This is a genomic window from Pleomorphochaeta caudata (genome assembly GCF_055395745.1).
Genome location: NZ_AP042458.1, coordinates 598149 through 612583, shown reverse-complemented (window position 1 = coordinate 612583; position 14435 = coordinate 598149). Strand labels below are relative to the sequence as shown.

Here is a 14435-nt window from a genome sequence, read left to right as displayed (position 1 = left end):
TGGTAACGGTTTTTTATATCTCTAAAACTTGACAATTTGACATTAGTTGAATAATATTGAACCAATTGCAACTAAGGAGAAATATTATGAAACAATTAATTTATCTCCTTCTTGTTGTTCTTGGTGCTGTTTTTGGATTTATCGGAAGATGGCTGTATTCGAAATTTAAACTGACTTCTGTTGAACAAAAAGCAAGACGCTTAGATGCAGAAGCAGTAAAAGAAGCTGAAGCAAAAAGTAAGGAACTTATCCTTGAAACTCGTGACCAGTTGTTAAAAGAGCAACAACAAAGTGAAAGAGAAGCCAGGGAAAGACGAAGCGAATTGCAACGTTCAGAAAGAAGGATTCTTCAAAAAGAGGAGAATGCAGAACGAAAGTTAGCAGAATTAGATACCATTAAGAATCAACTCGAAGATAGAAAAAAGGTTATTGAAAATACTGAAGTAGAATTAGAAAAAAGAGAAAACTCTGTGATGATGGAGTTAGAAAAAATAGCTAGTATGTCTCAAGAAGAAGCAAAAGAGCTTATAATTGAGCAAATGCAGAAAGAAGCAAAGCGAGATTCTCAATCTATTATTAATAAAATAGAACAAGAAGCACAGCTTAAAGCTGATAAAGTAGCTAGAGATATTATTTTAACATCAATACAGAGAATGGCTACAGAAGTAAGTGGTGATGTATCAATAACATCAGTAAGCTTACCTAGCGATGAGATGAAAGGACGGATAATAGGAAGAGAAGGTCGTAATATTAGGACATTAGAAACTCTTACAGGTGTTGATATAATTATTGATGACACACCTGAAGCTGTTGTGATTTCTTGTTTTGACCCAGTTAGAAAAGAAATTGCTAGAGTTGCTTTAGAGAGATTAGTCCAAGATGGAAGAATTCACCCATCTAGAATTGAAGAAGTTGTAAACAAAGTTGCAAAAGAAGTAAATCGAACAATTGCAGATGAAGGTGAAAAACTTGTATTTGATATGGGAATCCATAATATGAGCCAAGAAATGATTAGGGCTTTAGGAAGATTATATTTTAGAACAAGTTACGGACAAAATGTATTAAGTCATTCTCGTGAAGTAGCTGTGTTATCCGGTATGATAGCTAGTGAAGTTGGAGCTGATCCAGAAATAGCAAAAAGAGCTGGACTATTACATGATATTGGTAAAGGTATTGAAACAGAAAGTGATGCTAACCATGCAGAACTTGGAGCAGATCATGCTAAGAGATTAGGTGAAAATCCTGTTATTGTTAATGCTATATTAGCACACCATAATGATGTAGAACCAAAATCTCCAGAAGCTATTATTGTACAAATTGCTGATGCTATTAGTGCAGCTAGACCAGGCGCAAGAAGGGAAACTTTAGATAATTATATTAAAAGGTTAGAAAGTCTTGAAAAAATTGCAGAAAGCTTTGAAGGTGTTGAAAAAGCATTTGCAGTTCAAGCAGGTAGAGAACTTAGAATTTTAGTAAATAATTCTAGTGTAAGTGATGATGATGCAAAGGATATGGCAAAAGAAATTGCAGCAAGAATTGAAGCAGAATTAAGATATCCTGGAAGAATTAAAGTCACAATAATAAGAGAAATGCGTGTAATAGAATATGCACGATAAAAAATAGAGGCTTTAATTAGCCTCTTTTTTTAATAAGGTGAGTTTGTGGGAAATACATTTACAGTTTTAATGCTAGGTGATGTTTGTGGACAACCTGGTATGAGAGCTTTATTTATGGGATTAAATCAATTAATCAAAGAATACAGAGCTGATTTTGTCGTTGTTAATGGTGAAAATGCAGCTAATGGTTTTGGATTAAATGAAAGTGAAAAAAATCAAATATTTTCTCTTGGAGCTAATGTGATTACAAGTGGTAATCATATCTGGCAACAAGAAGAAATTTATGATTCATTAAAAAATGATAATAGACTATTAAGACCTTTAAACTATCCAAGTGGTACTATTGGCCATGGTTCAACTATAATTGAATCTAATGGTGTGAAAGTTGGTGTTATTAATTTGCAAGGTCGAATTAGCTTACCACAAATTGATTGCCCATTTAGAGCAGCTGATGATGAATTAAGAAAAATGCAAGGAAAATGTGATATTGTTTTAATTGATGTACATGCCGAGAATCACGAAGAAAAGAAAGCCTTAGCTATATATTTAGATGGGAAAGTAAGTGCTGTAGTTGGAACACATACACATGTTCAAACTGCAGATGAAATGATATTAGAAAATGGAACAGCTTTTATTACTGATTTGGGTTTATGTGGTCCAAAGGATAGTGTAATTGGTTCAGATCCAGAAATATCAATTAAAAAACAACTTACACAAATGCCAATAAAAACTCAAATTCATACAACAGCTCCTGTCATTAATGGCGTAGTAATTGAAATTGATAAAAAGACATCAAAAGCTAAATCTATTAAAAGAATCAATAAACAATTGTTGGTATAGACAATGGCAAAAAAAATTCCAATACTTCAAAAGTTAAAAGAAGAATATCCTCAATATAGTAAGGATGAATTGACTGCTTTCGTTGTATGTAAAAATGTATATGTAAATAATGAATTAGTTCCTGATACAAAAGTAAAAATAGATAAAGACTCTAATATTGAGTTGTCTTTTGGTAAATATGTATCTAGAGGTGGTTATAAACTCGAAGAAGCTTTAAAAGTTTTTAATGTTGATGTGGAAAATAAAGTTGTATTAGATGCAGGTTCCTCAACAGGAGGCTTTACTGATTGTTTATTGCAGAATGGAGCTAAGTTAGTTTATAGTGTTGATGTTGGATATAATCAACTTGCATGGAAATTAAGAAATGATGAAAGAGTTGTAGTTTATGAAAAACAAAATATTATGCAACTTGAAAACCTAGAACATACTCCTGATTTTGCAGTTTGTGATTTATCCTTTAGATCAATAAAAAATGCAGCTTCTCACATATTATCTTTGTGTGAAGATTCTAAGTTGATTTGTTTAATTAAGCCTCAATTCGAAGTGTCAAAATATACAAAGGAATTCTCTGGAGTTGTTGAAGATATTTCATTATTGAAAGAGATCTTAATGCATGTTTTTGATATATTAAGTGAAGATAATGTTTTTGTTTCTGATATTATTTTAAGCCCTATTAAAGGTAGAAAAGGTAATATAGAGTTTTTATCACTTTTAAATAAATCATCTGGCTTAAATAGAGATGAATTTATTAATAAAGTGACCTTGTTACTAAATCTATAGACATTAATTTAGGTTGTTATTAATATTAGTTCGATTATGAACAACATTACAAAAAGAAAATTATTTTTATTATGGGTTCCCTTAGCAATTATGTGGATTGTTATGGCCACAGAACAACCCATGATTACAAGTTTTATAACAAGAATGCCAGATGCAACAAACCAACTTGCTGCCTTTGGTTATTCTTTTGCCTTAGCACTTTTTATTGAAGGGCCTGTAGTTCAAATGTTATCTGCAGGAACAGCAATAGTAAAAAGTATAAGCTCATATAAAAAAATATTGAGAGTAATGAATTTTCTCTCAGTGATTACAGTAACTTTGCATTTAATATTATGTATTCCTTTTGTTTTCGATTTTATTGCTATCAATTTATTTAATTTACCTGTTAATTTATTGGATAGTGCCTATTGGTGTTTTGTTTTATTGATTCCCTGGGCTCCAACAATAGGATATAGAAGACTATGGCAAGGTGTAATGATAGCTCACTCGAGAAGTAAATATGTACCTATTGTTATGTATGTAAGAATTGCAATAGCTTTTATAATATTATTCATTGGTACTAAACTTTTTAATATAAGTGGAGCTTTATTAGGTGGATTTACTTTATCCTTAGGTGTAATTTCAGGAATGATTACAGCTTATGTTCTTGCAAAACCAGCCTTAGATAAGCTTCCTGAAACAGATAATGAGAATTTAAATTTTAAACAAATGGTGCATTTTTATATTCCTTTAGCAATAACTTCTTGGATAACATTAGGAGTTAGACCGTTATTGAATTTAGGAATTACAAAAGGAGCTTTTCCTGTTGAATCCTTAGCCATCTGGCCAGTAATTTTAGCTTATTTATTTTTATATACTTCTATCAGTCAATCTTTACAAGAAATAATTATTGCAGAGTATAAAAAAGATAATATTAAGAATTTAAAAGGATTTGTTAATATTGTTGCAATAAGTTTAACTGTCTTATTTTTTGTAATATATTTAAATAAACCTTTATTAAATATTTGGTTTATCAATGTTTCAAGAGTTCCTCAAAATTTATTGCATTATCTACCAATTTCATTGTTACTAATGTCTTTAATTCCTTTTATCGGAGCTAAAATAGCTTTTTATAGGGCAACATTGGTTTCAATTAGAGATACTTCATCAATTACAGTTGGTGTTTTTATAAATGTATTAACACTATTGTTGTCAATTTTGATATTACCATTAATTTTTGATGTTGCTGGGGTATATATAGCTTCTATAGCGTATGCTCTGTCCTTTTTTATGGAAGTAATGTATTTGTTATTTAGGATAAATTATTTAAATAAAACTAAGAGTATTTTTTAATTAGTTGTTTATCTTCGTTATATAAATCTCCTTCAATAAGTAAGAAAAATTTGGCTTCTTTATTTATTGATAAAGATTGTGCTTTTAATTGTTGATAACAAAGTTTGAAATTTGGACTATTTAAAATTTCTTTAGACACATTTAAATATGTCGCTTTGTCTTCTGAGGTTACTCCAATAAGTTTAGTTCTCTCAGGAATTAATGTAACACAATATTTTTTTAATGCATTAATTGGAGGCGTTTTTAATTGATATTCAAAGCTATCATGAAGTAAATTATATCTTTTTTTGCCTGAATACTTAAACGAGATTATATTATTATTCATTGAAACAAAGAATAAATTATAGTCTCTATATTGAGAATCTTCTTTGTTCTGTTTAGCTGTATTTATTAATTCTATAGCATTAGAGTCTATTACAGCTTTTTTTACTTTTGGATAGAAAATTAACAATTCAATTATTGTTAAAATAATGAAACAAAAAATAATTATTAAAATATTTTTAAATTTATTATTGTTGCCAAAAGTAAATCTTTTCATATCTATATATTATAATAAATAATTATAATAATCGATACTTTACAAGGCAAAAAATAGAACGTAAAATAAGTGCATATGAGAATACTTAATGGTATAGCAGCTTCTGGCGGGATATCGAGTGGAAAAGCTTTAGTTTTTACACATAATAGTTTAGAAGTTAGCAAAGAGAAAATTGAACCAGATAAGGTTGATGATGAGTTGCTGAGATTTGAGCAAGCAGTTGAAAAGAGTGTTAAAGAAACTCAACAATTACTTGAATCCAAATCTGAAGAAACAGAAAAAGAGATAATAGAGACACATATTATAATGTTGCAAGATCCTGAATATCATTCAGAGATTAAGGATGCGATAAAAATTCATTATCAAAATGCAGCTTGGGCTGTGGAAAGTGTTACTGCTTCCTTAATTGCTACATTAGAAGCTAGTGACATTGAAATGATTAGAGATAGAGCTGTTGATATGAGTGATATAGCTCGTTTAATTATTGAAAATCTTTTAAAGAAAAGAAGTAAAAAATTAAATAATATTAAAGAACAAGTTATTCTAGTAGCTGATTCTTTGTTACCTTCAGAGATGTTAACTCTAAATAAAAAATATATTAAAGCAATCGCTGTAGATACAGGAGGAAGGACTTCCCATGTTGCAATCTTTGCAAGATCCTTTGGAATCCCTACAGTCTTAGGTTTATATAGTGCTAGTTCAAAAACTAGAGATGGTGATGAGGTTATTTTAGATGGTAATCAAGGTCAAATTGTTATAAGACCTGAATGGTATGTAAAGAAAAACTTTGATGATATTAAAAATAATTGGGAAACCCATCAAAAAGAATTATTACAAGTGGCAAAGTTGCCAGTAGTTTCTCCTGATAAAAAGAAATATATTTTAAAAGCAAATATCGAAACTCCTGATGAAGTAGAAAATGCTTTAGATAAAGGAGCTAGTGGAATTGGCTTGTTTAGAAGTGAATTTATATTTTTACAAAAAAATGGATTGCTTAAAGAAGAAGTTCAATTTGAAATATATAAAGAAGTTTTAGAAGGCATGAAAGGAAAACCTGTAACAATTAGAACAATTGATATTGGTGGAGATAAAGCTTTAACTAGTCTAGGAATAGATGAAGAGAATCCGATTTTAGGTTGGAGAGCAATTCGTTTTTGTCTAGAAAGGAAAGATATTTTTAGAATTCAGTTAAGAGCTCTATTGAGGGCTTCCATTTATGGTAAACTTCATATAATGTTTCCTATGATTAGTGGTTTGGATGAATTAGAAAAAACTTTATTAATTTTTGGACAAGTCAAAGAAGAACTTCGTGTTAATAAAATACCTTTTGATAAAGATATAAAGATTGGAACTATGATAGAAGTCCCATCTGCTGCCCTTATATCAGATGAATTAGCTAAAAGAGTTGATTTCTTTTCAATTGGAACAAATGATTTAATTCAATATACTATTGCGGTAGATAGAGGTAATGAAAAAATTGCTCATCTTTATCAACCTTTTCACCCAGGTGTTTTAAGACTAATTAAATTAGTAATAGATAATGCACATAAAGCAAATATTCCTATAGGAATGTGTGGGGAAATGGCTAGTAATCCATATGCAACGATATTATTAGCAGGACTTGGTTTAGATGAATTTAGTATGAGTCCATCTTCTTTATTAGAAGTTAGGAAAATTTTAAGGACTATAGATTTCAAAGAAGCACAAAAAATGACTGATGAAGTATTGAAAATGAATTCATCAAGCTCTATAGTCGCATTTATAAAGAAATGGATGAGTGAGAGATTTGAATATTTACCAAAATCGCATACTCTATAAAAAAGGGTAAATAATTTTGATAAGGAGAATGCAGATTATATTCTGCTAAAATTATGGATAATCAAGAAATACCTGTAATTTCAATAATTGGAAGACCTAATGTAGGAAAATCTACATTATTTAATAGATTAATAGGAAAAAGAAGAGCTATAACAGACCCAACTCCTGGTGTAACTAGAGATCCTATTCCAGAAAGATGTTTGATTGGGAATCATTATATTACACTTGTAGATAGTGGTGGAGTAAAACAAGAACTTGAAGGTCTTGATGATTTAGTAAGTAAAAAAAGCCTATCTTTATTAGATAAAAGTGATGTTATTATTTTCATGATGGATTGTATGGAAGTAACAGCTGAAGATGAAGTTATAATGCAAAAATTAAGAGCTTATGAAGATAGAGTTTTACTTGTCGTTAATAAACTTGATGATACTAATAGAGAAGATTTAATTTGGGAATATTATTCTTATGGTTATCAAAGAGTTCTTGGCATAAGTGCTGCCCATGGACTTGGAATTGAAGAATTAGAAGAAACTCTTCTTGGAATGTTAAATCTTGAAGAAAGATTTGAAGCTCCTGAAGAGATAGAAACTGTAAAAATTGCAGTCTTGGGAAAACCTAACACAGGTAAGAGTACTTTGACTAATTTATTAGTTGGAGATGATGTTTCAATTGTTTCTGATATTGCAGGAACTACTCGAGATGTAATAAGAGGTGCATTCTCTTATAAAGGGACTGATTTTACAATTCTAGATACTGCAGGTATTAGACGTAAAAGTAAAGTAAATGAAGATGTAGAATATTATTCTGTTAATAGAGCAATTAAAACTATTGATGAAGCAGATGTTATTCTATTAATGATAGATAGTGTTGATGGCTTATCAGATCAAGATAAGAAGATTGCTAATTTAATAGTTAGAAGAGGTAAAGGTATAATTCTTGTATTAAATAAGATTGATAGACTATCTGGAATAGATAATGAAATTACTGCAATTAAGGATAGAATTAGATTCTTATTCCCTATATTAAGTTTTGCTCCAATTACAGCTATAAGTGCATTAAACGGTATTAAAATTTCTTCTATGCTTGATACAGTTTGGTCAGTTTGGAAACAATTAAATAAAAGAGTAGATACTTCTGCAATTAATGAGGCTTTAAAAAGTTGGAGTGAAAGTTATACTCCACCTAGAGGTAGTGAAGGTCACTTTAAGGTATATTATGGTACTCAAGTTAGTGCAACTCCAGTAAGATTTTTATTCTTTGTTAATAGAATAAAGAATTTCCCAGAAATTTATGTTAAATACTTAAAGAATTGTATTAGACGTGATTTAGGATTTTCTCAAATTCCAATTGAAGTTGATTTAAGAGAAAGAAGAAGAAACCCTTCCTTAAATAAAAAAGGTGATAAACCTATTTTATCTAAAGACTCAAAAGCTAGAGAAAGTGTTGCTCCTAGTAAGAATACTGCTGGTAAAGCTATTGCTAAAAAGAAAAATAAAAAACCAGGGAATAAAGCTTCTCTTGGAAAAGCAATTGATAAAGCAAAGAAAATTCAAAAGAATAGAAAGGGAAGAAGTAGATAATGTCGATTATTAAGGAGAAAGATATCAAGGCTATATGTCTTGATATCGATGGCACTTTGTATTCAAAGATGCAAATGAATCTTCGCCTTGCATTGACGTTATTTCCAGATGTAAAGTTAGGCCTTTCTTTTAATAAAGTAAGAAAACTTTATAGACAAACTCAAGAAGAGTTTCCTCCAAAAACTGATGATAGAAAAGGCTTTCTAGAAAAACAAGCTATTATATATTTAAATAAAGATAATCCTTCTCAAGCAGAAATTGATAAGATCATCAAAAAGATAGAGCATCAATTTTATAGTGCTTGGGCAGAATCTTTTAAAACTATAAAAGGTTTTGCAAATATGAGAGAAGTTTTACTAAAAGCCAAACAAAAGGGAATTAAAATTGCTTTATTAAGTGATTTCCCAATTGCAGATAAAGTAAATACCTTAGGTTTATCAGATATTGTTGATTTTGCAACTTCAACTGAAGAATCAGGATATTTGAAACCTAGTGAAAAAACTTTCATATATTTGATAAATAAAATAAATGTTGATCCTAAGAATTGTATTTATTTTGGTGATAGTTATACTAAAGATATGGTGGGTGCAAAAAAACTTAATATGCAAACACTTTATATATCAAATAAAAAGAAATCAGAAAAATATAATAAGGCTGATTATATTTGTAAAGACTGGTTTGAAATAGAAGCGTTATTATTTAATTAACAAAGGGAGGCTTTTCTTGAATACTTTTTCTTTAATATTACCTTTTTTATTATTTGGGTTAACAATATTAATTAATATTATTGTTATCAATTATAAAGTAAGTGAAAATAATAAGAATAATAATGCTCAAAAAAGATTGATAGAAAGAGTAAGAAAAGCCGAACAGTCATTAAATGAAAAACTAATTACCTCAGAAGAAAAAATAAATTCTCAAAAAATAGAAATGAAAACTTTATTTCAAGCTATTGATGATAAAATTAAAGAATTACAATCTTATAGCCAAGAGTTGGCAAAACTTACAAATACTTTAAATGAATATAGATCAATGCTAGCAGTTTTAGAAGTATCTACAAATAAAACTCATGAATGGGTAATTACTGTTAGAAATGATTGTGCAAAACTACAAGAATTAGAACAGTTAATTAATGAGCATCAAAAAGCAACTTTACAAATAATTGATTCTTATGATGAGGCTACAAAAAAGCAAAATGCTTATTATGGTGAATATGAATCTAAGTTAGAAGATTTAAAAAATAATTATTTTTCTGAAATAGAAAATAATATAAAATTAGTTGAAGATAATTTAAATTCAAAGGTTGTATTAATTAATCAAGCTTCAAATAAATTAGTTGAAAATATTAATAGTGCTCAAACTATTATTAATAATATTGAAAAGAAACATAATGATTTCTTAGTTGATGTCGAAACTGATTTTAAAAACTTAGATGAAAAAAAAGAAGCTTCAATTGTTGATTTAAAGAATAAAATTAATGAAGATACCGCTGCTGGTTTTAATCAGTTGAAATCAAAAATTGATAATTTAACAGTAGAAAAGAGCTCTCAATATATTAATAATCTGCAAATTCTCAATGAAAAGAAAATGGAAGAAGTAGAAAATTCCTTAGCAAAAGCTTTTGAGTCAATAAATCAAATAAAAGCTCAATCAAATACAGTGGTAGAAAACGTTGTAGAAAAAGATAAAAACAAAAATAGTGCGAAAGAAAATTCTTCTAAAGAAGATAAAACAGAAGAAATAAAGCTAGTAGAAAAAGAAAAGAAAGTAGCAAATAAAAAAGTTAATAAAGAGTTAGATTCTAAAGAAGATTTAGATAATGAAGATAAAAAGAAATATATGGTAGTTGGTGAAGAAGAAGAAATAGAAATAGATTAAAGTTTTTTCTATCAAATACTTGACGATTAATTACCCTCGTATTATTTTTATCACGTAAATAAAATAAACATTGAAGCTAATAAATTAACTAATGGCAAAAAGTTAGTTAATTTTTTAAGGCCTTTTGATTAATACAGGAAAGTAAAAATGAGTAAAAAAACTACTGATGAAAAACAAACAAAAGTAGAAGAAAAAGAAATTAAAGTAGATGTTAATAAAACTCAAGAAGCAGATGCCACTCAGAAAGAGGATAAAGAATTAACTCCTCTAGAAGAAAAAGAGCTAGAAATTCAAGAGTTAAAGAAACAACTAGAAGAAGCTAAAGCAGCTGAAAAAACAGCTAAAGATGATTTATTAAGAAAAGCTGCTGAAGTTGAAAATTTTAGAAAAAGATTAATAAGAGATAAAGAAGAAAGTATTCATTATGCTAATAAAGAGCTTATTTGTGATTTATTACAATCTTTAGATGATTTTGATAGAGCTATTACAGCATCAGAAGCTTCAAGAGATTTTGATAAAATTCATGATGGAGTTGTAATGGTAAATGATAAGCTACATTCAGTTTTAGAAAAAAACTGGGGACTTAAAAAAATTAATTGCGTAGGCGAAGAATTTGACCCAGAAAAACATGAAGCTTATATGATGGAACAATCTGATGAATATGATAAAGAAGTAGTAGTTTTAGAGTTAGGTGCGGGGTATACATTACATGATAGAGTAATAAGACCTGCAAAAGTTAAAGTTGGTAAACCAAATTAATTGACGATTGATGAAAGAATTATTACTTTTAATTTAGAAATAAAAAATAAATAAATAATAAAGAATTAAACAAGATCAGGAGATATACATATGGGTAGAATAATTGGAATAGACTTAGGAACAACAAACAGTTGTGTTTCCGTAATGGAAGGAAATGAACCAATGGTAATTGCCAACTCAGAAGGACAAAGAACAACTCCTTCAATTGTTGGTTATACAGCAAAAGGTGACCGTTTAGTTGGTCAACCTGCTAAAAACCAAATTGTTACTAACGCAGAAAATACAGTTTTCTCAATTAAACGTTTCATGGGCCGTAAATATAATGAAGTACCAAACGAATTAAAAATGGTTCCTTATAAAATTAAGGCTGGCTCAAACCAAGAAATTAAAGTAGACATTAGAGGTACTGAATATTCTCCACAAGAAATCTCAGCTGCAGTATTACAAAAAATGAAAAAAACTGCAGAAGATTATTTAGGTGAAACAGTAACAGAAGCTGTTGTAACAGTTCCTGCTTACTTTAATGACTCACAAAGACAAGCAACAAAAGATGCTGGTAAAATCGCAGGTTTAGAAGTTAAGAGAATTGTTAACGAACCTACTGCTGCAGCATTAGCTTATGGATTTGGTAAAGATGCTTCAAGAGAAGAAAAAATCGCTGTATACGACTTAGGTGGTGGTACATTTGATATTTCTATTCTTGAATTAGGTGATGGTGTTTTTGAAGTTAAATCAACTAATGGTGATACACACCTAGGTGGTGATAACTTTGACCAAGTTTTAATTGAATGGATGATTGATGAATTCAAGAAAGAAACCGGCATTGATTTATCTAGCGATAAAATGGCTTTACAAAGATTAAAAGAAGCAGCTGAAAAGACTAAGATTGAATTATCAAACTCAAATAACTCAGATATTAACTTACCATTTATTACTGCAGACCAAACAGGTCCAAAGCATTTACAAATGTCATTAACACGTGCTCGTTTTGAACAAATGGTTAACCCTTTAGTTGAAAGAACAAAAGAACCTTGTATCAAAGCTTTAAAAGATGCAGGATTAAGTGCAAGTGATATTGATGAAGTAATTCTTGTTGGTGGATCTTCACGTGTTCCTTTAGTACAACAAACTGTTAAAGAATTATTTAACAAAGAACCTCACAAAGGTGTTAACCCTGATGAAGTTGTAGCTATGGGTGCTGCAATTCAAGGTGGTATCTTAGGTGGTGATGTTAAAGATGTACTATTATTAGATGTTACTCCATTATCATTAGGTATTGAAACTTTAGGTGGTGTATGTACTAAATTAATTGAAAGAAATACAACAATTCCTACTAAGAAGAGTCAAATTTTCTCAACTGCTGCTGATGGACAAACTGCTGTTTCAATTCATGTATTACAAGGTGAACGTGAAATGGCTAGCCAAAATAGAACTTTAGGTAACTTTAACTTAGAAGGAATTCCTTCAGCACCTAGAGGAGTACCTCAAATTGAAGTAACTTTTGATATTGATGCTAATGGTATTGTTCATGTTTCTGCTAAAGATTTAGGCACAGGTAAAGAACAAAAAATTAGAATTGAAACATCTTCAGGTTTATCAGATGCAGATATTGATAAGATGGTAAAAGAAGCTGAAGCACATGCTGAAGAAGATAAAAAAGAAAGAGCTAAAATTGATGCTAAAAACGAAGCTGATGGCTTAATCTATTCTACAGAAAAATCACTAAAAGATTATGGTGATAAAGTAAGCAGTGAAGATAAAGCAAAAATTGAATCAGCTTTAGAAGACTTAAAGAAAGTTGTTAACGATTCTAATTCTAGTGCAGAAGAAATTAAGACTAAATTAGAAACATTACAACAAGCTTCATATAAGTTAGCTGAAGAAGTTTATAAAAATTCAGCTGCAGCTCAACAACAAGCTGGTGCTGATGCAGCTAATGCATCTGGCCAATCTAATGCTCAACCAAATGAAGCAAATAGTGCACCAAATAATAATGATGGTGTTGAAGATGCAGACTTTGAAGTTGTAGACTAAGATAGTGTAAAATAATAAAATAGAACGCATCATGTCTATAGGCATGATGTGTTTTAATTAAATTATAGTAAGGAAATTGTCGTGGCAAAACGTGATTATTATGAAGTATTAGGAGTTTCAAAGACTGCTACTGCTGATGAAATTAAAAAAGCATACCGTAAATTAGCGATTGCGAACCATCCTGATAGAAATCCAGGAGATAAAGCTGCAGAAGACCGCTTTAAAGAAGCTACTGAAGCTTATGAAGTGTTAAGTGATGAAAAAAAACGCTCAACTTATGATCAATTTGGTTTTGCTGGTGTTGATGGAATGGCTGGCGGACATGATTATTCGAACGTCTATAATGATTTCAGTGACATTTTTGGTGGCGGTGGTTTTAGCGACATTTTCGAATCATTCTTTGGTGGTGGAGGTACCTCTTCACGAAGACGAACAGGACCTAGTGAAGGTGCAACTTTAAGATATGATGTTTCTTTAGATTTAGAAGAAGCAGCATTTGGCAAAAAGATTGAAATATCTTATGCTCATCATGTAAGTTGTCCAACCTGTAATGGTAGTGGAAGTAAAACAGGTGGAACAAAAACCTGCCCACACTGTAATGGTACTGGAAAAGTAAATAGGACTAGTGGTTTCTTTGCAGTTTCTACTCCTTGTAGTAATTGTAATGGTACAGGTAGAGTTGTTGAGGATCCTTGTACTCAATGTCATGGTTCTGGAGTTGTAAGAAAACAACAAAAAGTAAAAGTTTCAATTCCTCCAGGAGCAGATGATGGAACTAGGATTTCTTTAAGAGGCATGGGAGATGCAGGCAAGAATGGTGGTCCTTCTGGGGATTTATATGTTTTTATTAATGTAAAACCTCATAAGTATTTTATCCGTCATGGTTATGATTTGTATGTTCAAATACCAATTTCAATGACTCAAGCAGCCTTAGGAACAGAAATTAAAGTACCATTGTTAGAAGGCAAAAATGTTAAAATAGTAGTTCCTTCTGGCGTTCAAAATGGTAAAATGATTAGAGTAAAAGATAAGGGTATCCCTAAAGATAGAAATATGAGTAGAAGAGGGGATATGTATATTAAATTGAGAGTTGATACACCTAAAATTGGATTAACTTCTCAAAAAGCTAAAAAGCTATTAAAAGAATTGGCAAAAGTATTAGGAGAAGATGAAGCTCCAACTCCAATTCCTTTTGAATAAATTCTAATTATATATATTTCAAACTATCAATTCATAAGAAATTTGGATTGGTAGTTTTTT

General features: G+C 29.9%; 12 protein-coding genes. 11 read left to right on the top strand and 1 reads right to left on the bottom strand.

Features of this window, described 5'->3' with window-relative positions:
- The first annotated feature begins 86 nt into the window (after nt 1-86).
- From rny to ACZ5RS_RS02785, 4 genes are read left to right on the top strand one after another with little or no spacing between them, the layout of a single operon-like run.
- A complete protein-coding gene (gene rny / locus ACZ5RS_RS02800; RefSeq protein ID WP_464637361.1) occupies nt 87-1616 on the top strand; it encodes a ribonuclease Y in 1530 nt (509 codons plus the stop codon).
- A gap of 45 nt (nt 1617-1661) precedes the next feature.
- Complete coding sequence (locus tag ACZ5RS_RS02795) at nt 1662-2456, top strand: TIGR00282 family metallophosphoesterase (protein ID WP_464637360.1); 795 nt, start codon at nt 1662-1664, stop codon at nt 2454-2456.
- Nucleotides 2457-2459: 3 nt separating this feature from the next.
- Entirely contained in the window at nt 2460-3236 is a 777-nt protein-coding gene (locus ACZ5RS_RS02790) for a TlyA family RNA methyltransferase (protein WP_464637359.1), read from the top strand.
- Nucleotides 3237-3272: 36 nt separating this feature from the next.
- Entirely contained in the window at nt 3273-4568 is a 1296-nt protein-coding gene (locus tag ACZ5RS_RS02785) for a hypothetical protein (protein WP_464637358.1), read from the top strand.
- Here the strand turns inward: ACZ5RS_RS02785 and ACZ5RS_RS02780 are convergent.
- Entirely contained in the window at nt 4552-5106 is a 555-nt protein-coding gene (locus ACZ5RS_RS02780) for a hypothetical protein (protein WP_464637357.1), read from the bottom strand. The two genes, ACZ5RS_RS02785 and ACZ5RS_RS02780, sit on opposite strands and share 17 nt — an antisense overlap.
- Nucleotides 5107-5181: 75 nt before the next feature.
- On the opposite strand from ACZ5RS_RS02780, the gene ptsP reads away from it, so the two are divergent.
- The 7 genes from ptsP to dnaJ all read left to right on the top strand — a co-directional run bounded on the left by ptsP (nt 5182) and on the right by dnaJ (nt 14375).
- Entirely contained in the window at nt 5182-6924 is a 1743-nt protein-coding gene (ptsP, locus tag ACZ5RS_RS02775) for a phosphoenolpyruvate--protein phosphotransferase (RefSeq protein WP_464637356.1), read from the top strand.
- 53 nt (nt 6925-6977) lie between these two features.
- Nucleotides 6978-8504 (top strand): ribosome biogenesis GTPase Der, encoded by a 1527-nt coding sequence (der, locus tag ACZ5RS_RS02770; protein WP_464637355.1) that lies wholly within the window; start codon nt 6978-6980, stop codon nt 8502-8504.
- A complete protein-coding gene (locus ACZ5RS_RS02765; RefSeq protein WP_464637354.1) occupies nt 8504-9211 on the top strand; it encodes an HAD family hydrolase in 708 nt (235 codons plus the stop codon). Before der ends, ACZ5RS_RS02765 begins: the two co-directional genes overlap by 1 nt.
- Before the next feature lie 16 nt (nt 9212-9227).
- Nucleotides 9228-10382 carry a hypothetical protein gene (locus ACZ5RS_RS02760; protein WP_464637353.1) on the top strand — a complete coding sequence of 385 codons (1155 nt, stop codon included), beginning with the start codon at nt 9228-9230 and terminating at the stop codon, nt 10380-10382.
- A gap of 147 nt (nt 10383-10529) precedes the next feature.
- A complete protein-coding gene (locus tag ACZ5RS_RS02755) occupies nt 10530-11141 on the top strand; it encodes a nucleotide exchange factor GrpE (protein ID WP_464637352.1) in 612 nt (203 codons plus the stop codon).
- A gap of 90 nt (nt 11142-11231) precedes the next feature.
- Nucleotides 11232-13175, top strand: a complete 1944-nt coding sequence (dnaK, locus tag ACZ5RS_RS02750) for a molecular chaperone DnaK (protein ID WP_464637351.1) — start codon at nt 11232-11234, stop codon at nt 13173-13175.
- 81 nt (nt 13176-13256) lie between these two features.
- A complete protein-coding gene (dnaJ, locus tag ACZ5RS_RS02745) occupies nt 13257-14375 on the top strand; it encodes a molecular chaperone DnaJ (RefSeq protein WP_464637350.1) in 1119 nt (372 codons plus the stop codon).
- Nucleotides 14376-14435: the final 60 nt, after the last annotated feature.

Coding starts and splice junctions, on each gene's coding strand:
- dnaK (WP_464637351.1), top strand. CDS start 11,232: ATGGGTAGAATAATTGGAATAGACTTAGGAACAACAAACAGTTGTGTT.
- ptsP (WP_464637356.1), top strand. CDS start 5,182: ATGAGAATACTTAATGGTATAGCAGCTTCTGGCGGGATATCGAGTGGA.
- ACZ5RS_RS02765 (WP_464637354.1), top strand. CDS start 8,504: ATGTCGATTATTAAGGAGAAAGATATCAAGGCTATATGTCTTGATATC.
- rny (WP_464637361.1), top strand. CDS start 87: ATGAAACAATTAATTTATCTCCTTCTTGTTGTTCTTGGTGCTGTTTTT.
- ACZ5RS_RS02755 (WP_464637352.1), top strand. CDS start 10,530: ATGAGTAAAAAAACTACTGATGAAAAACAAACAAAAGTAGAAGAAAAA.
- ACZ5RS_RS02780 (WP_464637357.1), bottom strand. CDS start 5,106: ATGAAAAGATTTACTTTTGGCAACAATAATAAATTTAAAAATATTTTA.
- ACZ5RS_RS02785 (WP_464637358.1), top strand. CDS start 3,273: ATGAACAACATTACAAAAAGAAAATTATTTTTATTATGGGTTCCCTTA.
- ACZ5RS_RS02790 (WP_464637359.1), top strand. CDS start 2,460: ATGGCAAAAAAAATTCCAATACTTCAAAAGTTAAAAGAAGAATATCCT.
- der (WP_464637355.1), top strand. CDS start 6,978: ATGGATAATCAAGAAATACCTGTAATTTCAATAATTGGAAGACCTAAT.